Origin of the sequence: Bradyrhizobium macuxiense (assembly GCF_007993935.1) — a bacterium.
In the GTDB taxonomy this organism is placed as follows: domain Bacteria; phylum Pseudomonadota; class Alphaproteobacteria; order Rhizobiales; family Xanthobacteraceae; genus Bradyrhizobium; species Bradyrhizobium macuxiense_A.
Genome location: NZ_VITY01000016.1, coordinates 1 through 22,878, shown reverse-complemented (window position 1 = coordinate 22,878; position 22,878 = coordinate 1). Strand labels below are relative to the sequence as shown.

The following is a 22,878-nucleotide window of genomic DNA, read 5'->3' as shown; positions in this document are numbered from 1 at the left end:
CCGAACGCCTTTCCGCAACTAAAATGCTGAGATAGCTAGAGGCCGAGGTCGCGCTTCCGACCAAAACCCCATTCGATGCCGCCGCCGTCCCTCACGACGCCGGCGACGTTCTTGCCCAGCCTCTTTTCAAGTTCGCGAGACCAGGGCACGAGCTGAAAGCCAAGTCCGTTATCGACCATGGCGAAGCGACCCGAGGCGAGCGTGATGCGTTGGCGATAGACGCCCGCCACATGCTCTCCGGAGGCAGCCTTCATATGAGGCAGGCCGGTGTCGGCCGAGACTTTTGCTGCCAGCTCGTCCAGTTCGCGTCGGCGGAGCGTGTTCAGCAGGTCGCGCTGCAAGATGATGCGCTGGCCCTGCCGCCGCGCCAGCCCCTCCTGAATCAGATGCTCGGTACGGGCTTCCATGGCGTCGCGGATCTCGCGGCCGAAACCACCCATGGCGAGCGGCATGGGCTCGCGTTCGACCAGGCGGTGGTCAAGCCAGGTCGCGCCTTTCGCGGCGACCTGCTCAGCAAGATCGAGATCGGAACGAGTCGCGAGGACCAAGGTGGGGCGCGGATCGCCGGCAGGACCGAAGCGTCGGACTTCGACGATACCACCGGTCGGTGGTGCATACTCAAAGGCCTCGATTCCACGGAAGCGGACGTGGTGTGCACGTCCATCCGTTCCGTCGATCAGGACGAAGGCCTCGCCAGTCAGTTCGTCATGCAATCCCCGATCGACCAGCCGTCCGATGATCTGGGACGTCGGCTGTCCACTTTCGATGACGAAGTCGGCAACACCGCGCGGTTCCCCACGCTCGGTAAAGGCGCGGTGCATGGTTTTGATGATGTCGCCGCGCATGCCGAGGTCGCGCAGACTACGCTCAGCCTCAAGCCCGATCGTCCATTCCCCTGGTGCCGCGGGTGCAGCGAGGCCGGTCTTCTCCAGATGCTGAAGGCGGCCGACCATCAGGCGGCGGATTTCGGGATCGGACCTGCCGGGATTCTCAGGACGCAGATCGATATAGCCGGTTTCGTCGGCTGCCAGCCGGATCTCCTGATCGAGCCGCGTCCATCGCTCTGCCGTGACTTCCCTCTCCAGCGAAATGCGGATTTCATGCTCCGGTTTCGGACCTAGTTCAATGGCGGCAAGTTCCTCGGCGCGTGAGCGCAGACCCCGGCTGATGTAGTCGCGGGAGATCACGAGATCGGCTCCCTCCTCATCTACGCCACGAACGAGAAGATGGACGTGAGGGTTGTCCGTATTCCAATGATCGACGGCCACCCAATCGAGCCGCGTGCCGAGATCGGTCTCCATCTGCCCGGCAAGATCGCGGGTGAAGGCCTTGAGATCGGTCATATCACCAGCGTCTTCGGGCGAGACAATGAACCGGAAATGGTGGCGGTCGTCCTTGCAGCGTTCCGCGAACGCCGCGCCGTCAGCACGGTCGCTGCGGACTTCGAACATCTCGGCCCTCCCGCCGCTTCGAGTCACGCCATCGCGCTTCAAATATGAAAGATGGGCGGTCAGTGGCGCTGAGCGGAAGGCTCGCCCTTTGTGGCGAACGACGCGCGCTTTTACCACGACGCGCCTTGTCGGGCTGAACAACCGGCAGCGACTAAAGGCGAGCCGGCCGCGGCCAAATGTCGAGCGCCCATAGGCCACAGAACGCCTACCAGCCGCGGCCTGTCCCGAGGTGTGTCCGGCTTTCTTTGCTGCGCGCAACACCTGGTTGATGAAGCTCTTTTGCTTCGGCGCGCGCGTGCTGCGGATGCGCCCGGGCCGAACACGCAGATCGCTGTCGCCTGCGGTCATGACCGGACCTCCCAGCAATCAAGAGCGCACGCCGTGCCGAAAAAGCCATTGATTGCATTCGTCAAAATGCGAGGCGCGGCACGCGCCCCGACCGACCGGCACGCCGAAACCCAAGCCATGCCAATGGCTTGCGGTTCGACCGGCGAGCCCCTTTTATCTCGCCGTCGACCTGTCGTGCTCGTGCTCGCTCTCCGCCTTTCCGGCAGCCCGTAAGCCGAATTGACGAACTGCTGCCGTGGAACTGAATATGCGCAGAACCTGGCGCTGCCGCCGCCTGAGCAGAGGTTTGCGAAGCACTCGAGATCAGACCCGGCGCAATAGCGACGGTGATCTATTGTAACGAGACTGCCTGACGATCCATAATCGCGATGAGATGGAGATAGAGAGGTGACGCAATCTTCCCGAAACAGAGCGGATGCCAAACTGCTCTCGGAAGCCCTTGCCGCGCTTCGTGAGTTGGTCGCACGAGCGCGGGAAGCTTCCGATGAGTCGTTCGATGACGGCCATTCGGTCGATACGTGGAAGAGCGCAGAGTTCAGTGCCGCGATCGAACGTGCCGAAGCAGTGATCGCGAAAGCTCCCAAAGGTGTTCCCCGTACGGAATAGGAGCTCGTGCGGTAGGCGCATTGCCAGCATATACCCAGCGCGAGAGCATCAGGCTCGTTGATATCCGACCTCATGTGCAGGCCTCGGATACATACGTCGCGTTTGCGCACTGGTCTTGCCGTTTCGCCAATCGTTCCTTGAAGCTCGCCACCGCTTGCCGACCTGCCCTGATCATCGCGATGCTCCCGAACCTGATCGGGCGACAAACACCCCAGTGGACTTGGGGCCCATCTGCAAAATATCTCGCGACGAGAATGCAGTCGTTGTGTCGCTCGAAGGTACGAGCGCTGGCTGCCGATCGCCCCTATGCATGGGATCAGATCGTGTGATGAACAACATTGCAGCTGCCGACGCCTGCCGGTCAGCGATCCACGTCGGAGGTAGTTCGATGCCCAGGCGGCTTGCAAGCTTGATCACGTAGGCTCGCGTTTCATCAGGCAGGGAATGGCCCGCGAGAAACTCCTCGTAGCGAATTGGTCCCGCGTTGTATGCGGCAAACACACCAGGCGAGCCATAGCGATTGAGCAATTCACGCAGATATGCCGTGCCTGCCAGAATGTTGTCGCGCGGATCGAACGGATCATTGCCTAGGTCATAGCGCAGGCGCAGTTCGGCCCAAGTCGCGGGCATGACTTGCATAAGGCCCATCGCACCTTTGAGCGATCTGGCGTGCACTTGCCCCGAACTTTCGCTGTCCAGCACAAACCCGATCCAGTCCACCGGGATCGCAAAACGTCGTGACGCTTCTTCCATAAAGGCGGCGAACGGGCTTTCCGCTTGATGGACCGCTCGAGCCGCCGGTCCGTTCTCGGCCAAAGCACCACTATACGACGGAGCGAAAATGAACAGCAGCGACGCGACAGCCCAAGCACGCACGCCCGACCGAGCCAAGCATGCTGTCGTGCTCGCGCGCGCCCAGGGTAAAGCTGCTTGGTGTCGGCCATTCGGCCGCCCTAGACCGCTGCTGCGCGCGTCGGCTTTGCAAACATTGGCCGGGACGGAGGAATGACCCCGCAATCGATCGAACAGAGCAATGGCGGGGTGAACACATGGAACACGCACGTTCACTCCTCCCACGTCCACACCGGGAGCGCGCGGCCGATCACCGCCGACGCCGGAAGAAATCCAAAATATCGGCCATCAAGAGAGTCGTCCGACTGCCAATTCATGAGAAAGAGCTCGCCCTTCCCGACGACGTGGCAGCCCTGCCATTTCGGCAGCGGCCGGCCCCGTCCGTCGCGATCCCGGGCCTCGCCGACCGCAATCTCGTCGACCGAAATCGTGAGCCCGTTTCTGCAGACCGTCTGCCCGGGCAGCGCCAATACCCGCTTGAGCATGGGGACGCCGATGGGCAGATAGCCGTTCAGGTCGAGAAAGGTCGCAAGCGGCTCCGGCGGTCGAAAGGCGAGGAGCTCGGTGACGTCGAAGCGCAATGCTGGCCGCAAGCGATAGAGACCGATCGGCGCACTCGCCGAGGCATTCCAAATGTAGAGCGGGGGCGGCTCCAGGGTGATTGTCGCGACAAGCCCAGCAGCGATCCCAAGCGTTGCGGTCAAAATCTTCAAGCGGCCCGTCATCGCATCACTCTCTGACGATGGAGCCAGGCTTGGTGGCGCGCCTTTGTGTAGGGACGCGGTTTTTCGTTGACCGACAGACGGTTATGAACGTGATGCCAGTGATCGGGCGCTACATCGGCCGGATCGATCCCGAGCGCCTCCACGGAATCGGTCATCTGCAGCACCCTCTCGACCTTCGGCCAGCCAGACAGACGCAGCAAAATCTGGCCGCCGGGTCTCACATACGGCACGGTCGAGCAGCGCTGTCCCGGTGCGACCGCGCGCAGAATATCGATCCGCGAAATGATCGTGCCAAAGTCGTTGGAAGTCCACCGGACGAAGGCAAAGATGCTGCCGGGCGCAAATGACAGGACACGCCGGTGACGGTCAAGCCTGCGTTCCTTCACGATACGACCGAACCGAACGCGGTTTTCGATGCGCTTCTCGAGCCACAGAACTTCCACTTCGGTGAGATCGTTCATGCCGAGGCTCCCTGAAGCTGAAACCGGGAGCCGTGAGCTCTGGGGTCGGCGAATTGCATGTGCTGCGTGCAAAGGCAAGCAACACTGGTGACCAAATCGATTGGCACAATGCGCTTCGTCTTTGCGAGCAAAAAGAACGGAAAAGCCATCAGATCCTGCACCTCGCGGGGCGCCGGATCGCTGGGCAGCGCTCGAAAGAGGTCAAGCTGGCCGCGCTCGGAATTGTGCCTGCACCGCATTGTTACTGCTCTCATGCGTCGATCAGCGACGTTCCTGGCCTGCATAGGGACGTAGGACCGGATGCTTCTTGGCCGGCAGCACAGTGCCCTTGCCGGGATCCGACGTGGACGTCTTGGCGCCGAGGTCGGCCCACGCTTTCAGATCATCTACGGCGTAGACGACACGTCCGCCGATCTTCCGATACGTCGGCCCGGTACCGTACGTCCGGTGCTTCTCAAGCGTGCGACCCGAGAGACCAAGATAACGCGCGGCCTCCGGCGTACGCAGGAAGCGCGGGGGTAGACCAGCCATTGGATCGGGCATTTGAGAACTCCAAGGTGACAGTGCATCACGCATGGCGACGCCGGCGTGTGCGCGGTCATCATGGAGAAGCAAGTTCTCGGAGGGGGATGCCGAATATCGGGGAGTCGGTTTTCGACACCTCTTAGGGATGCCGCTCCTCGTCTTTGCGCTTGGGCCGCAGAAGTTGCGCCTCCGCGCGCCAACGCGAGGCCGCATTGTGCGAGACGGATGGTTTGGCTGCGCAAATCGTGCGTTGTCCCCGCACCAGCCGGTATGCCCTTTTCGTCGAACAGAGTCGCTGCGATGTTGCAATAGGTCGCTGCGGCGAAATGGGCACGGCTGCGTCGCAGCGTGTGCGCGCGCTGCATCGGCCCGCAATTCATTTTGGGCGGGGCTGAGAGGCTTCCGCTTTGGCGAGTTCGTCCGAAAGATCGTAGCCGGCGGGGTCGGAGCCGAGTTCGATCACCCCCTTGGCTAGTTCGGTGCGGAGCGAGCTCTGGAAGTCATCGTCATAGGTCGCGATGCTTGTGCGGATCGCCGCTCTCCACTGATCGCCGCGATCCCAAGCTTCCGTAAAGGCAGAAGCAATATCGGCATGCTGCCGGTTTGCGGTCATCGCCTCGATGATCGATCTGGCCTGAAGCCGATCCTTCGCGCTCTTTGCGGTCGCATCGCGATCCTCCTTCCGGCGGGATCCGACGATGAGCTTGTGGATGGCGTATCGTTCTGGCGACGGGACAAGGACCGGCACGCCGGCACCGTGCAGCAGTACCGCGCGGACGGGCTGATAGATCAGGTAGTCGAGGAAGCGGAGCGGAGACGCCGCGGCGCCGCCGAGCGCCGGCATCGGGACAGGCTTTCCTGCCTGGTCGTCTGACCACTGGTTCGGTGTCAGGAATTCGACCTTGAAGTTATCCCTCGATACGAATTGCGTGGAGACCCTACCGTCGGCCTGGCTCGGAATCTCGCGAAACGTCGGGTCGACCTGGCGAAGCACCTCCAGGATGGGTGGCATGGAGTCCTTGATGGCCACCGAAGTTTCATGGAACTGCGCAAAGTCGGCGTCACCGGTCTGCATCGCGACCGCGTCAAGTCGTCTGCCGAGCACAGCGGAGTAGCACTGATAGGCAACGGTGCCGATGAGCACTCCCCTCATGCGGAAGAAGCCGGCCTTCCCGAGCACCTCCACCACTTGGCCCGTCACTGGCAAGGGGCGCGGAAGATAGGCCTCTCGCGTCAATGTGGAAACGAGGCGGCGACGTCCTTTCAGGTCGGCCTTCAGATCCTTGAACGCCTCGACTCTCTTGGTGATCTCGGAATCGTCCACGGGACCCACGTAGCGGCGATCCTGGCCGCCGCCGTCGGGTTTGGGCGTGTCGAAGTACCAGTATTTCTTGCCTTTGACCTCGACAGCCACGAATCGGCCGTTCGAAGAGAATTCCGAGATGAAGTTCTCATCGAGGCTGCGCTGGACCAGCTCGGAATAGAGCGTCTGGTAGGTGATATCGAGACGTTGGCTCGGCGCCATGGCAGGCCTCCGTTATACTACTTTCGTGGAAATAGTATAACTATGAGAACCGAATGCAAAGGAAGTTATACTAAAATCGCCAAATTAGTATAACTATTAGTATTTCAATGGGTTGCACGCGCACCCTACGAACAACCTTGCGGGAAGGAGGAACCGGTCCGGCAATCCAGTCCCTTCAGCTTCCGATTCGGCGCTTCATGCCGACCGACCAGGATAGTGCCCCCGCCGACGCTGCCGGTGACCACTTGGTCATATGCCCTCTCCAGAACGGGGCGCAAAGGCAACGCGAAATCGCGGGACCGCTCGATCAAGGCGAACCGACTGCTGTTCAGCGTCAGCATGCACCGATAGACCTCCGTTAGACTGTCACCGGATCCGACGTCGTGATGCTCAAGCCGAGACGGACGGCATCCCAATCCGCGAAGAGGTGATTGCGAGCCGCCTCGTTCTCACAATCCGCATCGGCCAAGTCGAGCGACAGAAGCCTAAACCGAGCAGATGCGCCACGCACGCCAAGAGAGTTGCACGGCCTCTCGCCCTCAGAATTGTCGTCGCCAACGTAGACCACGCGAGAGCCGCTGAACTAGTTGATGGCGCGTTCATGGAGGGGTGGCGCAAGCGGCACGTCGACGAGGTCGGCTGGACCACGCTACAGGTTATGGAGGAGGAGCGCCACTTCACGACGCTCCTAAACAGCAAGCCAACTTCTGTGGACGACGGCGGAACGCGCAAAAGAAGACAGCGCGCGGTCGAGTGGTTTCGAAAACAAGGCCGCTATCGAAGAAAATTAGCCCGCTCGGAGAAGGACTCGATTGGACCCCGCGTCTTCTGCTGACTCCAGCCCGTCGCTGGCAGCCCGGGTCGCAGACCGGATTCGGTCTTCGTGTCATTCCGAGTAGTGTCTTCACGTATCAGGACTCTACTTCTTGTACGCCACCGCCGCATCGTACGTGCAATTCGCGATGTGCTTCGCCCTGCACATTGCCTGTACGGCACCAAGCTCGCCCGTCTTCACGATCGCACTGTTCATAGCGCTGCTCGCCGCTCGTGCCAGAGCGTCTTCCAAACTTGCGCGGTCAGCGTCGGTCCTGACGGCATCCAGCGCGCGTTCGACCGCATTCAACACCATCTGGTCGTCGTACTCACGGTCGGCACGCTTTGAGTAATCGTCATCCGAGGCGGGGGTCCGCCCTACTACTGCCTTGTGTTCTGGGGAGCCCAACTCCGGGACCGCCGATGCGGGCTGCTCCACCGACTGACGATGACCGTCGAGCATCGCGACATAGACGATAAACCCGAAAAACGTGACTGCGACCAGCAACGCTGCTCCGACAAGGATGCGAGCCGGGCCCGTGCCGAACGCGAACCATACGAGGCCCGCGAGTATTCCCAAACCAACCAAGAAATGCATGTTTTGCCTCACTGATCGAGCGTCGCTCGCGTTATCCACGGACGATTAAACCGGGCCAACGCCAATTACACCTAATAAGGGTGATTTATACCCTTAAGGTGGGTCGATGGTGGTCTTTATGATCACCCCTCGACAGATTCGAGCCGCTAGGGCGCTTCTCGGCCGGAGTCAGCAGCAGCTTGCAGACAAGGCCATCGTTTCGCTCGATGCCGTTGCCAGACTTGAAAAGGGCATCGTGGATTCCCGGCTGAGCACGGTGCAGGCCATCCAAAAAGCGCCGATCAAGGCAGGCGTGGAATTCTTGGACGCAGATCAAAAAGGAAAAGGTGTGAGGCTTCGACGACCCTAGAGCTAATGGCACATCGAACGCGTACTTTGAACCGTAGCGTGCAGGTGTTACAAGCTGCACGGCGGACAAAAAGGGCTGGGTAATATTTTGAACCGTGTATTTTGAGAGGCGCACCCTGTCTATTCTTCGCAAGTCTTTGACTGAAATATCGATAGCAGACCTTGATGCTTTGATTGCGTCGGAGGCCCGCGAAACGGGCGAGCTTGAATTTAAAGGTTCTTTGCCGTTCGTGCCTACGAAAGGACAGCCGGCAGCGGCGGATCGCTGGATAGAAAAGGGCGACCGGTTAGGTGACTATGCACGGGATCAACTCCTAGCGGAAGTCGTTGCCTTCGCGAACGCAGATGGTGGCACGCTTATAGTTGGCATTCACGAGACAAAGGATGAACCCAGGCGGGCAGAGTCACTTGAAGCTCTCCCCAATTGCGAAGGTCTTACTCGCCGCCTCCTTGATGCCGCGGAAGACGTCATCGAGCCGAGACTTCCTACGATCAACGCTCGGGCGATATCCGTCAGTAAAGATGGATCAGGCTATGTCGTTTTGCGAGTCGGCAAGTCGCTGGCCGGGCCGCATCGTTTAACCACGACGAGAGAATTCTATGTGCGCCGTGGGGAACGAGCAGCCAGAATGACCGTCCGCGAAATCAAGGATCACACCCTTGAAACGCTGCGCTTCGCCGATCGTTTGGAAGTAGCCTTTGCGGAAAGGCGGACGAACGCGTCTGCGGAATATCAACGATTGCTGCGAACAGCACAGGGCACACCAATTGGAATTCCTCCTTTAGTCCTCCGTGTTACGGCCGCTCCTACGACGCCGCAGACCGTTCCTGATCTGACACGTAGGCATCCACTGTGGTGGAAGGGTCGGGGTTTTCGTTTGAAGGTCGACCAAGGCGAAGTGGATTGTGGTTTCCCACTTCGCCAATGCGGCGGCGAGCCACGAGTTCGACTCAGGTCTTTGGTGGCCGACATCGATCCGAATTACGATTATATCTCTCGCTTGTTGCGATCTGATGGCGTCGTTGAATTTCTGATGTGCGAACACAGACAGGACGCGTATCAAGGAAGTACAGCAGCGCGCATCTATGTCGGATGGTTGGTGGGTCTGACGGTCGGGGCTATTTGCCAGGTAGACCATCTTCGAAAACATCTCGCTTGGGACGCGGTCGAGTACGGATTAGAAATTGAGGTTTGGACTGCCGCTCCTCTGAGCGTCTTTTGGGGAGACCGGGAATACCGGGGAGCAGTTGTGAAAGACGAGTTGCCTCTGACCCTCCCGCGCTATTCGCTTGCGTCCGATACGCCCCGCGATGAGCTTCTCACGATGATTGTGAGGGACCTCTATGATGCTTGCGGCTCGACTTGGAACCAAAGGTGTGAGGCGCCGTGGGACAATTTGCAAAACTGACAGAGCCGTTGGAGGGCTACTTGCTCGATTTTGTCGTTTTGCGCGCCGCGCTATCTGCCCCGCCCGTTGGCCGTTCCGGTGGGCTCGGCAAAATGAAGTCAATCAACTCTTCTGCGGTGGAGTAGATTTCGTATCTCCTGGCAAACAGATCGCCTTTGAACTTATCGTAAGCAATGTCGCGCTGGGACCGCGCAATGTCCCTTTGAGAGGCCGCTATACCCGCCTGGATCTTCGCGAAGCGATACGTGATGGCGGCAGCCGTGGTTGCTGCCAACGCAGTAGCTAGCGGCCCCGCGAAGTCCTTGGCGATTCCGCACCATCAATGATTACCGAGCCCATGGGTGGCACCCTAGTGCGCCGGTCCATTGGCGTTTTTTGTCGAATGCCATGTTAGACTCTATCTAGAGAGCTTGTCGACCATTCGAGGCGACCGATGCCGCAAGAGATCACCACCGCCGCGAAAGACCCATGGACGGCCTTTTCTGCCCGGCCGGCGGAGCATCGATGGGCGGAATGGTTGCGATCGAGCCCGGTTCGACCGATTGTCTGACAGCACCGGACAATGGCTGCATCGTTCACCCGCCCGCCTTCCCGCAACTAGCTCTGGCAATCCCGATTAGGTAACGAAGCAGATTGACGTTTTGACTAGAACCGCGCACCAAGGCGCCGGACTCGCCGACCTTCCGGACTTCGAAGCGCTTGCTACTGACACAACGTTCGGCCCGGACATGGGGCGAGCGAGTGTCCTAGCTGGGACACACCCGAGAGACGTCCGATCTCAACGTAATCCGTTCACCCGTCGACGCCATCGAGCAAGACATAGCGGCGCTCTCTCAGTTCATCCGAAAACCTTCACGGACGACGCGCCCCACCAGGCGCTTGCCGCCCTGTTCCGGATCGAAGATGGTAGCCGTCGGGCTTCGCGATATTCCCGCGATGGCGAGTTCGCGATGCATGGTCTTGATGATGTCGCCGCGCTCGCCCATGCGCCTGAGCTATGTCTCAAGCTCGGCGCTGAGCCGCCAACGGCCGGGACCGGCCTCTTCCGCCGGTTCGACTTGATCGAAGCCTCTTGCTTCGGATTAGGAGACCCCGCCCGATCGTCGGGCGGGGCTTTGGTGGAGCGATCTTACTCGCCGTTCTTGCGGGGCCGCGACCAGAGGAGCGTGTAGCCCTCACCGCCTTCGTCGTCGAACAGGTTCGCGTAGATCGGTGCGTTGAACGAGGGGTCATCGAGCTTGAGCGAGAGGTAATCACGGCCCTCTTCGGAGCGCTTCGACCAGGCTGCGCCGATCTCGGCCCGGCCCACGTAGATGCGGTGGCTGGGAGCGTTGTCGTTGGAGCGGTTGGTCTCGGCGACGATGCGTACGCCCTTGGCTTGCAGGCTCAGGGTGACAATCTCGCCCTGGAAATCGTTGCCCACCTTCTTGAACGAACCGATGTTAGCCATGTCACTTCTCCTGTTGTGTTTCGAGCCCGCGACCACCGCGGCCTCGATGGCGATCTAAAGGCCGAGGACGATCGGCGACGCACCCGCTTGCGGGCTGGAGCGCAGCGGAAGACGCCGTTGTGGCGACTTTCTTGCCTCGCGAGGAATGGGCGTAAGCCCAGGGGAAGAAAGTCGCATCAACGGCGTTGCGGCTCAGACGATCGAGGCGAAGCCGGTCTTCGGCCAGATCAAGCCATCAAAGAGGCCACGTGCGTCCGCGTGCTGAACCGCAATCTCGGGAGAAGATTTGGCGAATCCCGGTTGAGCTGCACAAGAGGTCGGAACGATTAGGCGTAGAAAGGGAAACAATCTGCCGCAAAGGACGGTATCGTCCGCGAAAGAACGATCGAGGCGGAGCGGAGCTCCGCGCCACCGCAGCTATGTGGGCCGAACCGAATTGGGCGCAGCCTGGTCGAAGTGCGCCGAAGAGGGCCGCGATTACCTCGTTCAAGCTCGACGCCCCCTCGTTGAACGCACCGATCTAGGAGAGCCTGTTTGACGAGGAAAGCGACGAAGGATCATGCCTCGCGCGCGGCGGCTGTGAGAATAGGTTGAGACGGTTGCTTCACCAGCCTAGCTGGCTCGGACGAGCGGGTCTCCGCAAACACGGTCAGGCGCGTCCACGCCGTGCCGCCGACGCAAATCGCGCCCACGCAAGCCCAGACCTCCCGCCAAGCGGACGAAGGCTCCCCGAACTGCGAAAGCGAAAGCACCACATTGTAGCCGGCGATGGCGGCTGGAACAGCGAATGCGGCTGCGATCGCAACGCGCAAGGCCACGGATCGAGTAACAGCGAGGGCGGTCTGACCAAAGGCAAGTGTCAGTGCGCCGGCGGCAATTCCGATGAGCAGCGCGCCGACGACGCCGGCGCCGCCATGAAACGCCATCATTCCGATATTCAGTGCGACGAAAAACGGCAAGGCATATACCGCCAGCGCAAAGACCAGCCAGCAGAACAAGCCGATGCCGACGGTGTTGAGGACGAGCCCAAGGGCAAGCATGGTGGTGGCTCCATGTGCAAAGGTGTAACGGTCGCGCCTTCCACCACCACCACGGCGCAACCGTTGAAATATTGTCGAAACGAGGCGGAGTTGCGGCGCCTGAAACCCGGCCTCGGTTGCGTTCGAGCGAGCAAGACGGCGCTCACGCGCCGCCGAACTTCCAAACGGGGATACCGAGGCGCTTCGCCTTGTCGGCGAGGTTGTCCTGGATTCCCGTGCCCGGGAAGTGCATGACGCCGATCGGCAGGAGTTCGAGCATGACGTCGTTGCGCTTGAAGGGCGCCGCTTTGGCGTGCTTGGTCCAGTCCGGCTTGAAGGCAATCTGTGGCACCTTCCGAGTAGACGCCCATTTGGAGGCGACCAGTTCAGCGCCCTTGGGCGAGCCGCCATGGAGCAGAACCATGTCGGGATGCTTGGCATGAACCTTGTCGAGACGATCCCAGATGAGGTGATGGTCATTGAAGTCGAGCCCACCGGTTAGGGCGACCTTCGGCCCTGGCGGCAACATGACCTCGGTCTCGGAACGACGCTTGGCGGCGATGAAGTCGCGGGAGTCGATCATCGCTACGGTGAGCGTGCGGTGGTTGACCAGTGATCCAGATCGCGGTCGCCATGACGAGCCGGTGTGGGCCTCAAATCGTTCGATCGCCTGGTCGCGGAAGAGTTCCAGGCAATTGCGGCGCTCCATGAACGTGATGCCTTCGGCGGTCAGACGCTCGAGTTCGACCGATCGCACCTCGGAGCCATTCTGCTCGCGCTGGCTCTTGTGCTGCATCTGTTCGTTGTCGTCGAGCTGGCGTTCGATGCGATCGACGGCACGGTGAAACAGGTTGACGGTCGACCAAAGCAGCTCGTTGAGATCCGGCTCAAGCCGCGTGTCGCTCAAGGTCGCAACCAAGGCGTCGAAGATATCGGCAACCGCACCGGCGATCATTCTGCTCTCGGGAAGCGGTCTTGGATCAGGTTGGTCGTCGAACGGACGATAGCCGAAGAGCTGCAATTCACTCAGGACGTGGTCGGTTGGAGACGAGGCGTGCGGCGGCTCGATGTCGTCATGGTCAGTCATGGGAAGAGGCCCTCTGCCGGATCGGCCGCGCCCATCGCGGCCTTCGTGGCGATCACTCAGACGGCGGGCGGAACGGACCAGAACCCGGAGTGAAACGGAGGGCCGAAGCGGCAGCGGAGGATGGCGGAGGCCGGCTATTTTGCCTCGCGATGCAAAGCGCGCCGGTCCGATGGCTAAAGTGTCATCTCATAGCCGGCGCGCGGCGGAAAATAGCCGGATGCAGCCATTGCCGGCCCGGGCCGCCTGCGGTCCGATCGCCCTCTAGAAGGCCGAGGTCGCGTCCTCTTCCGGCATTGGACTCGCCTTTGACAGACCTATCACGATCGAGCGAATGACGGTGGCTTATTCCGCCGCCACCGTTGACGCATGCAGGAAACGGGCGACATCCTCCGGTACGAGCTGAATGCCCAAGGCCGCTCGTAGAGCCTCGATACCGAAGACGTGCAGATCTTCGTTGAAATCTCCAAGCCGGGGGGACAGCGCGATCGCTTCAATGCCGGCGTCTGCTGCGCGCTGGGTCAGAACGGCGTGCACCACATCTCCGGCAGCATCGGCATCGCGTGCGATGTAGAGACGACGCAAGCCAGATGGGAGCAACATGGCTGAGAGGTGATTGGCCGAAAGCGCAGCAGCCATCGGCATGGTCGGTAGCGCACAGCGTAACGACAGCATGGTCTCGATCCCCTCGCCAGCGGCGAGCACGTCATCCAACACGCCGAAGCGAACGGCATTACCGAGGAGGTCGCCCATCGCGCGTCGTGGCGTATCGATCGGAGCCTTTCCGAGCCGAATCCGATCGAAGCCGTCGGGATCGAGCCAGGTCCGGTGCACGCCGGTGATCCGTCCATCGAGATCGGTGACGCAGGCGATCATCGCGGGCCAGGTCTCGGTCGGCAAGTGCTCGTCCGGTCGATAGTAGCAGCGTGGGTGAAAGCGCAGGCTGCCGCCATGGTGCACATAGGCTATCCCGCGACGCTGAAGATATGCCTCAACCACGGTCCCCTGGATCGGGCTGGATATCGCAAAGAGCCGGCGGGCGGCCGCTTGCGATCCGGCTGGCATCGCTGGACGATCAGTCTTCGAGACGAATTCCGGGTCGGTACGAGGCAGTCCCAGAAAGCGCCTCGCCTCCTTGGCCACCTCGCGGAAGTCGCGCAGACCAAGACTTTCGCGGATGATATCGAGGAGATCGCCATGCTCGCCGGTGGCAGCATCGGTCCACTTGCCGGCGGGTCCTTTCCGCGATTCCTGGAGCCGCACGAACATCGAGCGGCCCGGTGCGTTATGGACGTCGCCGACCAGCCAGTAACGCCCCTCCCGCTTGCCATTGGAGAGATAGTGTCGGCATACCGCCTCGGCCTCGCGCGCGAGGCGGCATGCCAGTTCGCAAGGCTCGCGAGGCATCACGCGGCCTCCCGCCCGCTGATGCGCGCAACCGGATAGTACTCAAGCACCTTCGACAGGATCTCGACGCCGCATGCGTCCGTGGGCACGAACATGCGCAGCTTCCAGGAGATGATCTCCCCGAAGAGGCCGTAGGCCCGCAGTCGATCGCGCATCGTGTCGTTGAATCCCGACAGCTCGATGCGGTATGCGCCGATCACCCGAACACGCCGAAGCTGGAGCCCTTCCGCGAGATCGAGGACGGTGCGTCCTTCCATCAGCGCGGCAAAGGCAGCGGCCGGCGCCAGCGCCGGCGCGTCCGCCGCAAGGACGTTTGCGACCCAGGCGGCGGAGACCTTGCGGCCGATGATGCGTTCGCCAGCGTCGGTCTGGAGCCGATAAACCCGGGTCGACTCATTCGGGAGGCTTTTCCAGATAGGTAGCAGCAAGCCCGCCGCGACGTTGATCGTGCTCTCCGTGAACTCGGGTACCTCGGCGAGCTCCGCCCGCCAGGCGGCAGCAAAGCGTTCGCGATCGGCTTCGACCCAGTGGCTTTCCGCCATCATGTTGAGGCAGACGCTGTGCTGCTCCATCGGCCGTATCAGGCGGACGCGCCGCTCGACCTCGCCGTCGTCGAGCATGAAGCTCGCCGCTGGCACCTGCACGGCGGATCGTCCCGAGCGCTCATTGATCAGCAGGACGGCATGACGATCGGAAAGACGAGCGAAAGCGTCATCCAGATCCACAGGCTGGTTGCGCTGGCGCTGGGCGATCGTGAGCAGCCGAGTCTCGGCCCCGGTGCCCGGATGCGCATAAATTGTCCGCCGGTCGGTGACGACAAAGCTCTCGGCACGGAGCGTTTCCAGCCCGACGTCATAGGTGCTGGAGGCGACCGCACCCTCGATCCGAGCCGTCAATAGCTGCTCGAACGCGGTGAACAGGATATTCTGTAGCTCGATGGTGAGGGCCAATAACCTGTTCAGGAAGGTCGTGATCGGCGGCAAGTCGTCCCTGAGCCCGTTGGTATCGGTCAGCTTCAGGCCGGTCGCATCCTCGAATCTCTCGAGCGAGCAGCCGTCGACTTTGCCTCGCGCCAGCAGCATGTAGAGTTGACGCAATGCGTCACGGCCGTACTGGCTTTCGAGGTTATCCTCGGGCCGGAATAGGCCCTGCCCTCCGGTCTGGCGCTGGCCGCGCGTGATGGCGCCCAACGTGTCGAGCCGGCGGGCGATTGTGCTCAAGAAGCGCTTTTCGGCCTTCACATCGGTCGCGATGGGGCGAAACAGCGGCGGCTGAGCCTGGTTGGTCCGATTGGTCCGGCCGAGACCCTGGATCGCGGCGTCGGCCTTCCAGCCGGGCTCGAGCAGATAATGGACCCGCAAGCGACGGTTTCGGGCGGACAGTTCGGCATGGTAGCTCCTCCCCGTGCCGCCCGCGTCGGAGAACACGAGGATCCGCTTGAGGTCGTCCATGAAGGCCGAAGTCTCCGCGAGGTTGGCCGAACCGGCGCGGTTTTCGACCACCAGCCGATCGCCCTTGCGAACGATGCGGCGCGATCGGCCGGTCACTTCGGCGACCATGTCGGTGCCGAAGCGCTGCACGACCTGATCCAGCGCACCAGGGACCGGCGGGAGCGAGACGAGCTTCTCGATCAAGCGGTCGCGGCGGGCGACGGCCTCCCGGCTCTCGACCGGCTGGCCGTCACGATGGACAGGCCGGGAGCAGAGATTGCCTTCCTGGTCGGTGAAGGGCTCGTAGAGCTGGACCGGGAAGGAATGGGCGAGATAGTCGAGGACATACTCGCGCGGCGTGATGTCGACCCGGACGTCGCCCCACTCCTCGGTCGGGATCTCGGCGAGCCGGCGCTCCATCAGCGCCTCGCCTGTCGAAACGATCTGGATGACGGCGGCGTGGCCAGCCTCGAGATCGCGCTCGATCGAGCGGATCAGCGACGGCGTCTTCATCGAGGTCAGCAAGTGTCCGAAGAAGCGCTGCTTCGCGCCTTCGAAGGCGGATCGTGCCGCGGATTTGGCCTGTCCGTTCAGCGTTCCGGTCTCGCCGGTGATGTTGGCGGCCCGCATCGCGGCGTCAAGGTTGTTATGGATGATGCCGAACGCGTCGGCGTAGGCGTCGTAGATGCGAACCTGCTCGGGCACAAGCTGGTGTTCGACGAGTTCGTACTCGACGCCCTCGTAGGAGAGTGAACGGGCTGCGTAGAGACCGAGTGCCTTGAGATCGCGCGCCAGCACCTCCATGGCTGCGACCCCACCCTGCTCAATCGCCTCGACGAATTCGGCACGCGTGGCAAACGGGAAGTCAGCGCCGCCCCACAGGCCGAGGCGTTGGGCATAAGCGAGGTTGTGGACCGTGGTGGCCCCGGTCGCTGATACATAAACCACGCGAGCATTTGGCAAGGCGTGCTGGAGCCTAAGGCCCGCACGTCCCTGCTGAGAGGCGGCCTGGTCACCGCGTTCGCCCTTGCCCCCGACCGCATTCTGCATGGCGTGGCTCTCGTCGAAGACAATTACTCCGTCGAAGTCGGAGCCCAACCATTCGACGATCTGCCTGACGCGCGAAAGCTTTTCGCCGCGCTCATCGATGCGCAGCGTAGCGTAGGTGGTGAATAGGACGCCTTCCGAAAGCCGAATCGGGGTGCCTTGGCGAAATCGAGACAGCGGCGTCACGAGCAGCCGCTCCACGCCGAGCGCGGACCAGTCGCGCTGCGCGTCCTCGATCAGCTTGTCGGACTTGCTGATCCAGACTGCCCGCCGGCGGCCCTTGAGCCAGTTGTCGAGCAGGATGCCGGCGACCTGCCGACCCTTGCCCGCGCCGGTACCATCGCCCAAGAACCAGCCGCGGCGAAAGCGGACAGCATTTTCCGCGTCGTCGCGCGCAGCCACCACGACATCGAAGGTCGCGTCCACCGTCCAGGAGCCCGCGAGAAATTCGGAATGCGCTTCACCGGCGTAGATGGCGCTCTCAAGCTGGGCGTCCGACAGGGTGCCATCCGCCACGAGATTGGCCGGCAGGTGGGGCCGATAGGAAGGTCTTGGCGGCGCGACGGACGCCATTGCGGCCGACTGCACGAGTTTGGTCGGATGCGCCTGCGCGCCCGGAATGCGGATCGACTGCAATCCGTATTCCTCATAAAGCGCATCTGTGAGCCGGGCGCCTTCCGGCGGCGACCATTCGACTGTCTCGTATGGGAATTCTACACCTTCTGACGCGGCGCGACTCGAAGTAGACAATGGGCGTGATGCAGAGGCGAGGGATCGTGACATCGCAGGGCGCCTGGCGACGTCGATCACGACGGGGGCGGCAACAGCCAGCCTCGGAGGCACATGCTGGATCACCCAGCCGAGCAAGGTAGCGACATCGCCCGCCATGCCGAGCGAGGCCGGAAAGACGTTCGGGTCTGTCGCCGGCTGCTTGTCAATGACAAGCAGCCTTGTGTCGGTTTGCGTTCCGTGTTTCGCGTAAACGGCTCCGTCGACCGCGGCAGAGAAAACAACTCGCCCGCGTTCCTGAAGGCGAACGAAGGCATCTCGCCATGCCGGATTGTCCGGCCCGAAGCTTGCGCTGGTGATGGCGACCAGACGCCCACAGTCGCAAAGACGCGCCAAAGCCGAAGCGACATGCCGGAGCGCGGCATCCACCATTCGTCGGTCAACGTTCGCCAGCGCCGAGAACGGTGGGTTCATCAAGACGACACTCGGCAGGACGCCTGCTTCGAGATGATCATCGATCTGGGCAGCGTCGATGCGCGTGGTCTTAACGTTGGCGAACAGATGATCGAGCAGCGATGCGCGGGACTCGGCTAACTCGTTCAGCACCAGAGCGCCACCGGCGAGCTCGGCAAAGATGGCGAGCAAGCCAGTCCCGGCGGAGGGCTCTAGAACGCGGTCGGCCGACGTAATGGCGGCTGCGGTACATGCGGCCAGCCCCAGCGGGATCGGCGTCGAGAATTGTTGAAGCGCCTGGCTGTCCTCGGAACGCCGCGTATGGGTCGGCAGACAGCTCGCGATTTTCGCGAGCATCGGCAGCATCGCGGCCGTCGAACCAGCCTTGGTCCGCATGGCCGGACCGAATTTGCGAAGGAAGAGAACGGTTGCCGCCTCGCAGGCGTCATAGGCAGTCTTCCAGTTCCAGGCGCCGTCCGCGTCGGAGGCGCCGAAGGCCGCCTCCATGACGCTGCGCAGGACGGCGGCATCGATGCGGCGACCGCGTTCGAGATCGGTCAAGAGCTGTCGCGCAGCCCTGACCACAGCGGAGGTGATAGATGCAGCGGCACGCATCGAGAGCGGCGCGGCGGCAGGGCCGCCGGCGAGGGATTCGGTCATGGGGATTTCTTTCGGAGAGCAGGAACGGGTCGAACCGCCCGGTGCTCTCCTTAAGACCGCGGCGATTCAAACCCTTCCCGGCCCCACTCTTCCTCTCAACCGTTCTCAAAAAAATGGGGACCGGTGCTGCACACCGGTCCCCACGCAACTGCGGAACGGCCGGGGCCATCCCGCTCCACGAGGTTATTCAGCTGCGTCGAGCTGTTGCGGATCGTCGTTGCGGGCGTTCACCGGATCCTCCTCGTCGTCCAGGAATTCTGGCAGCGGGCCCGCTTCGCCCTCCTGCTCCAGCGACGCCGCACTGGAGTCGACGAGACGCAGCGGTTCCGGCAACCAGCCCGAGCCATCGAGAAGGCGCTCGGCCTCCTTGGCCATGTCGGCCTTCTTCAGGTGGTCAATCAGTTGCGCGGAAGATTCGCCCTTGGCTTGCCGCACCGCTTCGAGAATGCGAGGCTTGGTGACCCGGCCGAGATAGCTGTCAACGGTCGGTCTCCAGCCAGCCTCCACCATGTCGAGCCCGACTGCGCGCGCCACGACATCGGCTTGGTCGAGCCGCGTGCGAACGCCATGGGCGGAGACACGGCCCTGATTGTAGCGGTTTTCCGGCTCATAGAGGGCGTTGACTGCAAAAGACGCGCAATGAGCGAACAGGGACGCCTGCGCGGTGCCATCGAGGGCCGTGAGCGCGTCCCAGAGATCGTTCTCGCTCTTCGGCAACCGCGCTTTCCATGACTCATGTCGCGCCTCGACGGCTTTGGCAGACACGCTCTCCCTCAATCCTGGGGCTTGAGCGGGAAAGGTCGGCGTGCGCAGCCCGATCTCAAGGCAGCTCCCGGACGAGGCGAACCGGTAAAAGGCCGTCAGCACGAAGTTGTGCAGCACCGCTTGGAACGCGACCTCAGGATTTTCCGCCAGCGCATCCCGCAATGCCAGCGTACGGTGCGCCGTCAGTTCGATGATGAGCCGATCGGGCAACGGCCTGGCCGGGTCCTCATCATCTTCCTCCGGTTCGGTCGATGCGCCGGCGACCGAGATCGCCGTGCGAGTTGCGGAAGCACCAACCTTCTGCCCTTCATCCGGCGACGCATCGGTGCCCCGCTCGACATCGAAATCGGCCGCAGGCGCCTCATCCTCAGGCCGAACATAGCCCCGATCGACGGAAAGCCGTCCTTCGGAATCGATGCTGACGAAGACGCCGGCTTGGGCAATCCCGGCCGGATCGTAAGTTTCCGGCCGGTCTTCGAACGCCAGCAGTGCCGCCTCGATCTCGCCGAGGCGCTGGTCGACCTCTTCGGGCAGCTCATCCGCATCCTGATACTCGGATTCAAGCTTTGCCTGCTCGACGTTGAGAGCGTCGATGGTGGCCTGCTCCTCGGAGGTGAGATCGACAGGCTTGCCTTCGAGTTCGCGCAAGCCATTGGTGTGGCCATAGGGGAAATCGACTGCCACTGAGATCCATTTCCATCCCTCGGCAGCGATCGTCTCGGCTTCGGCCTTGAGTTTTTCCGTCACGAGGCGATCGAGCAAAGCGACGTCTTGAAGCCAGCCGCCATCATCGTGCTCGAACAAGTCCCGCAAAACGCCTCCGCCTGCCTGCTCGTAAACATCCAGGCCAATGAACTGCACGCGGCGATCGGACGCCCGCACGGTATTTTCCGTCAGCAATCGGCGGATCTGATATGGCTCATCATAGCCGGATCGGCTGACGTTCTCCCAGACCTGCTCCTGTCTGGCGTGGTCGGCTGTGACAGAGAAGGCCATGAGCTGCTCGAGGGTCATGCCGTCTTCGGCATAGATCTCGTGCAGCTTTGGCGACACGGACGCCAGCCGCAGTCGTTGCTTGACGACGCCCGGCGTCACGAAGTGCCGGGCCGCGATATCCTCCTCGGACATGCCGGCGCCACTCAAGGTTTGGAAGGCTCGGAACTGATCGAGCGGATGAAGCCCTACCCGCTCGTCATTCTCGGCAAGCGAGTCGTCTTCAGCGATTCCGCCCTCGCGGACCACGCAAGGAACGGCCTGCGTCTTCGCCATGCGCTTCTGCTTGACGAGAAGTTCCAGCGCGCGATAACGCCGGCCGCCCGCCGGCACCTCGAACATACCGGTCTCAACACCTTCCGCGTCCACAACCGCCCGCACGCTGAGACTTTGCAGGAGCGTACGCTGCGCGATACTTTCGGCGAGCTGCTCGATCGAAATGCCTGCCTTGACGCGCCGCACGTTCGACTGGCTGAGCACCAGCTTGTTGAAGGGGATGTCGCGCGAGGGTGACAGCGTGATCTTTTGGATAGCCTTCGTCATGTCTGATCTCCACGACGGGCGGCCGGGAGCCTCTCTCTCGGCCTCCAACCCGTCGCGAAAAACCACAGCTTCCCTCTCACTCTCTTGTTCGACCCGGCTGGTGAGAGGTTCACGCAGCCTCCTGGTCCGCTCTCTCGGTCGTCATGTCGACAGCACGTTCCGGCAAGAATCCAAGGAGATAGTCCGTGACCTTGCTGGCTTGTGAAGCAGCTCGCACAATCGCGCGATTGTCCTCTCGCAGCACTTCAAGCCAGGAGCCGATATAGTCGGCGTGGCGCACCGTCGGCACTATACCGAGCGAAGCGCAACTGAACGCAGACGAGATCTCGGCGATGAGTTCCTCGAAGGCGTATTTCTTGGTACCGTAGTCCCCTGATAAGTCACGGTTGAGACGCGACGGATGGCCGCTGGCATGCCCTAACTCATGCAAGGCCGTTCGATGCCAATTGATCGGCTCGAAATAGGCTTGCGGGGGCGGCACCTGCACATAGTCTTCTGCCGGCACATAGAATGCGCGGTTGCCGCCAATACGAAAATCGATCCCAGTCGCCTTAATAAGGGATTCGACCTGCGGCTCGATCAGGCCTGGCGGCGGGGTCGGCGCCGTCGTTGCGATCTCTAAAGGCAAGTCGTCGCACTGATCAGTATTAAACACCGTGAAGCGCTTGAGGAATGGGATGGCCTGCGCTTCGTCGCCGGTTTCGCTCGCGCGCCGCTTTTCGTCGACCGGTACAAAGCGATCGGCATAGACAACGGTCGTCCCGCGCTCGCCCTTGCGGACGTGACCACCGAGCGACAGAGCCTGGCGGAAAGTAAGCCAGCTCTGGCCTGTGAATGCGCGTTCGGTCGCAGAACCCCAGAGGATCAGAATGTTGATGCCGCTGTATTGACGGCCGGTCGCGGCGCTCTTCGGCATGGCCAAAGACGCCTTCGCGGTGGTGCCCCAAGGCTGGACCCACGGCACTCGGCCGGCCTCAAGTTCACCGATGATCTTGTTGGTGATTTCGTCATAAAGGCTTGCCCGGTCCTCACCGGTACGCACCCGAGGATAGTGTCTGGACATCGCCGGTCTCCGCGACGGGCGCCGCGAGCCTCTCTCGCAGCCTGTGACCCGTCACGGCAAACCCCATTCAGCTCTCTTACTCTCGGCCTCTTGCGCGGAAACGACGACGCGTGACGCCCCGCCGCTCGCTCGCAAGTGAGAGAATGCGACAATCTGCGGAGCGACCCACCTAACGTCCCCTTTCTTCATGGGATGTGGCCTTGACTTCTTAGGGCCGCAGGCCCTGATCAGGCGTGCGCGAACGCGCATCGTCCCACTGAAATGGCACCCGGAGAGCGTGAGCATAGCGACCCGAAGGGGCACGCGGGTCCGAGTGCAGCGACGAGACCGGTTAACAGCGGCACCCGGGACAGGGGCAGTGATAGCGATCGCCGAAGGCGAGCCCCTTTCCCGAGTGTCCCCGGCGAGGAGCTCCGCAGTCTCTGCGCGCGGGATCGAAGCCGGATGGCGTGCGCCGTTGTGGCGTGAAGAAGAAGGGAGTGTTCGAAAGAATGGAGCCTACTGGTTTGGCTCTTACTTGCCCGACTTACCGGTGTCGGAAACGACTGAGACCTCGAAAGAGGAACGGGACCAG

Annotated in this window: 21 protein-coding genes and 1 pseudogene; 4 read left to right on the top strand and 18 right to left on the bottom strand. The window is 62.0% G+C overall.

The annotated features are described in order from the left end of the window. Positions 1 to 35 precede the first annotated feature (35 nt). Positions 36 to 1,799 (bottom strand): relaxase/mobilization nuclease domain-containing protein, encoded by a 1,764-nt coding sequence (locus tag FBZ93_RS33120; RefSeq protein ID WP_146991605.1) that lies wholly within the window; start codon positions 1,797 to 1,799, stop codon positions 36 to 38. 387 nt (positions 1,800 to 2,186) lie between these two features. On the opposite strand from FBZ93_RS33120, the gene FBZ93_RS33115 reads away from it, so the two are divergent. Beyond that, positions 2,187 to 2,405 (top strand): hypothetical protein, encoded by a 219-nt coding sequence (locus tag FBZ93_RS33115; RefSeq protein WP_146991603.1) that lies wholly within the window; start codon positions 2,187 to 2,189, stop codon positions 2,403 to 2,405. Between the two features lie 171 nt (positions 2,406 to 2,576). Here FBZ93_RS33115 and FBZ93_RS33110 read toward each other — a convergent pair whose 3' ends face one another. The 8 genes and pseudogenes from FBZ93_RS33110 to FBZ93_RS33070 form a co-directional block, all read right to left on the bottom strand. Beyond that, positions 2,577 to 3,296, bottom strand: a complete 720-nt coding sequence (locus FBZ93_RS33110; protein WP_246667750.1) for a lytic transglycosylase domain-containing protein — start codon at positions 3,294 to 3,296, stop codon at positions 2,577 to 2,579. Between the two features lie 173 nt (positions 3,297 to 3,469). Then, positions 3,470 to 3,982 (bottom strand): S26 family signal peptidase, encoded by a 513-nt coding sequence (locus tag FBZ93_RS33105; RefSeq protein WP_146991601.1) that lies wholly within the window; start codon positions 3,980 to 3,982, stop codon positions 3,470 to 3,472. Beyond that, the gene (locus tag FBZ93_RS33100; RefSeq protein ID WP_146991599.1) at positions 3,979 to 4,443 is read right to left on the bottom strand and encodes a DUF2840 domain-containing protein; all 465 of its coding nucleotides are present in this window, start codon (positions 4,441 to 4,443) and stop codon (positions 3,979 to 3,981) included. The genes FBZ93_RS33105 and FBZ93_RS33100 overlap by 4 nt, the downstream gene beginning before the upstream one ends. Positions 4,444 to 4,538: 95 nt before the next feature. Continuing rightward, positions 4,539 to 4,682, bottom strand: a pseudogene (locus FBZ93_RS41475) (replication initiator protein A); the annotation flags it as partial. Positions 4,683 to 4,704: 22 nt separating this feature from the next. Continuing rightward, entirely contained in the window at positions 4,705 to 4,986 is a 282-nt protein-coding gene (locus FBZ93_RS33090; protein ID WP_007594540.1) for a helix-turn-helix transcriptional regulator, read from the bottom strand. Positions 4,987 to 5,344: 358 nt separating this feature from the next. Further along, a complete protein-coding gene (locus FBZ93_RS33080; protein ID WP_146991597.1) occupies positions 5,345 to 6,493 on the bottom strand; it encodes a nucleotidyltransferase family protein in 1,149 nt (382 codons plus the stop codon). A 125-nt stretch (positions 6,494 to 6,618) separates the two neighbouring features. Beyond that, entirely contained in the window at positions 6,619 to 6,834 is a 216-nt protein-coding gene (locus tag FBZ93_RS33075) for a hypothetical protein (protein ID WP_246667749.1), read from the bottom strand. Positions 6,835 to 7,412: 578 nt separating this feature from the next. Then, on the bottom strand, positions 7,413 to 7,904 hold the full coding sequence (locus tag FBZ93_RS33070) for a hypothetical protein (RefSeq protein WP_146991593.1): 492 nt from the start codon (positions 7,902 to 7,904) through the stop codon (positions 7,413 to 7,415). A 106-nt stretch (positions 7,905 to 8,010) separates the two neighbouring features. Between FBZ93_RS33070 and FBZ93_RS33065 the strand changes: the two genes are divergently transcribed. After that, positions 8,011 to 8,253 (top strand): helix-turn-helix domain-containing protein, encoded by a 243-nt coding sequence (locus tag FBZ93_RS33065; protein ID WP_246667748.1) that lies wholly within the window; start codon positions 8,011 to 8,013, stop codon positions 8,251 to 8,253. A 94-nt stretch (positions 8,254 to 8,347) separates the two neighbouring features. Further along, positions 8,348 to 9,661 (top strand): AlbA family DNA-binding domain-containing protein, encoded by a 1,314-nt coding sequence (locus FBZ93_RS33060; protein ID WP_146991591.1) that lies wholly within the window; start codon positions 8,348 to 8,350, stop codon positions 9,659 to 9,661. Between the two features lie 16 nt (positions 9,662 to 9,677). Here the strand turns inward: FBZ93_RS33060 and FBZ93_RS33055 are convergent, their stop codons facing one another. The 3 genes from FBZ93_RS33055 to FBZ93_RS33045 all read right to left on the bottom strand — a co-directional run bounded on the left by FBZ93_RS33055 (position 9,678) and on the right by FBZ93_RS33045 (position 11,111). After that, positions 9,678 to 9,935 (bottom strand): hypothetical protein, encoded by a 258-nt coding sequence (locus FBZ93_RS33055; protein ID WP_146991589.1) that lies wholly within the window; start codon positions 9,933 to 9,935, stop codon positions 9,678 to 9,680. 559 nt (positions 9,936 to 10,494) lie between these two features. Next, entirely contained in the window at positions 10,495 to 10,647 is a 153-nt protein-coding gene (locus FBZ93_RS33050; RefSeq protein WP_146991587.1) for a DUF3363 domain-containing protein, read from the bottom strand. Positions 10,648 to 10,790: 143 nt separating this feature from the next. Further along, on the bottom strand, positions 10,791 to 11,111 hold the full coding sequence (locus FBZ93_RS33045) for a DUF736 domain-containing protein (RefSeq protein WP_018454792.1): 321 nt from the start codon (positions 11,109 to 11,111) through the stop codon (positions 10,791 to 10,793). 421 nt (positions 11,112 to 11,532) lie between these two features. Between FBZ93_RS33045 and FBZ93_RS41465 the strand changes: the two genes are divergently transcribed. Then, positions 11,533 to 11,649, top strand: coding sequence for a hypothetical protein (locus tag FBZ93_RS41465; protein WP_433995463.1), 117 nt, complete (start codon positions 11,533 to 11,535; stop codon positions 11,647 to 11,649). A 19-nt stretch (positions 11,650 to 11,668) separates the two neighbouring features. On the opposite strand, the gene FBZ93_RS33030 is transcribed toward FBZ93_RS41465, so the two are convergent. The 6 genes from FBZ93_RS33030 to FBZ93_RS33005 all read right to left on the bottom strand — a co-directional run bounded on the left by FBZ93_RS33030 (position 11,669) and on the right by FBZ93_RS33005 (position 22,304). After that, positions 11,669 to 12,151 carry a hypothetical protein gene (locus FBZ93_RS33030; protein WP_146991585.1) on the bottom strand — a complete coding sequence of 161 codons (483 nt, stop codon included), beginning with the start codon at positions 12,149 to 12,151 and terminating at the stop codon, positions 11,669 to 11,671. 142 nt (positions 12,152 to 12,293) lie between these two features. Beyond that, complete coding sequence (locus FBZ93_RS33025; RefSeq protein WP_146991583.1) at positions 12,294 to 13,217, bottom strand: DUF2493 domain-containing protein; 924 nt, start codon at positions 13,215 to 13,217, stop codon at positions 12,294 to 12,296. A gap of 342 nt (positions 13,218 to 13,559) precedes the next feature. Then, positions 13,560 to 14,621: a DUF7146 domain-containing protein gene (locus tag FBZ93_RS33020; RefSeq protein WP_146991582.1), complete on the bottom strand. Its 1,062-nt coding sequence runs from the start codon at positions 14,619 to 14,621 to the stop codon at positions 13,560 to 13,562. After that, positions 14,621 to 18,940: a strawberry notch-like NTP hydrolase domain-containing protein gene (locus FBZ93_RS33015; protein WP_146991580.1), complete on the bottom strand. Its 4,320-nt coding sequence runs from the start codon at positions 18,938 to 18,940 to the stop codon at positions 14,621 to 14,623. Before FBZ93_RS33015 ends, FBZ93_RS33020 begins: the two co-directional genes overlap by 1 nt. A gap of 183 nt (positions 18,941 to 19,123) precedes the next feature. Then, the gene (locus FBZ93_RS33010; RefSeq protein ID WP_146991578.1) at positions 19,124 to 21,241 is read right to left on the bottom strand and encodes a ParB/RepB/Spo0J family partition protein; all 2,118 of its coding nucleotides are present in this window, start codon (positions 21,239 to 21,241) and stop codon (positions 19,124 to 19,126) included. A 109-nt stretch (positions 21,242 to 21,350) separates the two neighbouring features. Continuing rightward, complete coding sequence (locus tag FBZ93_RS33005) at positions 21,351 to 22,304, bottom strand: ArdC family protein (protein WP_146991576.1); 954 nt, start codon at positions 22,302 to 22,304, stop codon at positions 21,351 to 21,353. Between the last annotated feature and the right edge of the window lie 574 nt (positions 22,305 to 22,878).

Bases quoted from the DNA above. Each gene is read 5' to 3' on its own strand.
- FBZ93_RS33070 (WP_146991593.1), bottom strand. From the start codon at position 7,904: ATGCATTTCTTGGTTGGTTTGGGAATACTCGCGGGCCTCGTATGGTTC.
- FBZ93_RS33080 (WP_146991597.1), bottom strand. From the start codon at position 6,493: ATGGCGCCGAGCCAACGTCTCGATATCACCTACCAGACGCTCTATTCC.
- FBZ93_RS33100 (WP_146991599.1), bottom strand. From the start codon at position 4,443: ATGAACGATCTCACCGAAGTGGAAGTTCTGTGGCTCGAGAAGCGCATC.
- FBZ93_RS33030 (WP_146991585.1), bottom strand. From the start codon at position 12,151: ATGCTTGCCCTTGGGCTCGTCCTCAACACCGTCGGCATCGGCTTGTTC.
- FBZ93_RS33020 (WP_146991582.1), bottom strand. From the start codon at position 14,621: ATGCCTCGCGAGCCTTGCGAACTGGCATGCCGCCTCGCGCGCGAGGCC.
- FBZ93_RS33050 (WP_146991587.1), bottom strand. From the start codon at position 10,647: ATGGGCGAGCGCGGCGACATCATCAAGACCATGCATCGCGAACTCGCC.
- FBZ93_RS33075 (WP_246667749.1), bottom strand. From the start codon at position 6,834: ATGCTGACGCTGAACAGCAGTCGGTTCGCCTTGATCGAGCGGTCCCGC.
- FBZ93_RS33015 (WP_146991580.1), bottom strand. From the start codon at position 18,940: ATGACCGAATCCCTCGCCGGCGGCCCTGCCGCCGCGCCGCTCTCGATG.
- FBZ93_RS33005 (WP_146991576.1), bottom strand. From the start codon at position 22,304: ATGTCCAGACACTATCCTCGGGTGCGTACCGGTGAGGACCGGGCAAGC.
- FBZ93_RS33120 (WP_146991605.1), bottom strand. From the start codon at position 1,799: ATGACCGCAGGCGACAGCGATCTGCGTGTTCGGCCCGGGCGCATCCGC.
- FBZ93_RS33065 (WP_246667748.1), top strand. From the start codon at position 8,011: ATGGTGGTCTTTATGATCACCCCTCGACAGATTCGAGCCGCTAGGGCG.
- FBZ93_RS33090 (WP_007594540.1), bottom strand. From the start codon at position 4,986: ATGCCCGATCCAATGGCTGGTCTACCCCCGCGCTTCCTGCGTACGCCG.
- FBZ93_RS33045 (WP_018454792.1), bottom strand. From the start codon at position 11,111: ATGGCTAACATCGGTTCGTTCAAGAAGGTGGGCAACGATTTCCAGGGC.
- FBZ93_RS33010 (WP_146991578.1), bottom strand. From the start codon at position 21,241: ATGACGAAGGCTATCCAAAAGATCACGCTGTCACCCTCGCGCGACATC.
- FBZ93_RS33025 (WP_146991583.1), bottom strand. From the start codon at position 13,217: ATGACTGACCATGACGACATCGAGCCGCCGCACGCCTCGTCTCCAACC.
- FBZ93_RS33105 (WP_146991601.1), bottom strand. From the start codon at position 3,982: ATGACGGGCCGCTTGAAGATTTTGACCGCAACGCTTGGGATCGCTGCT.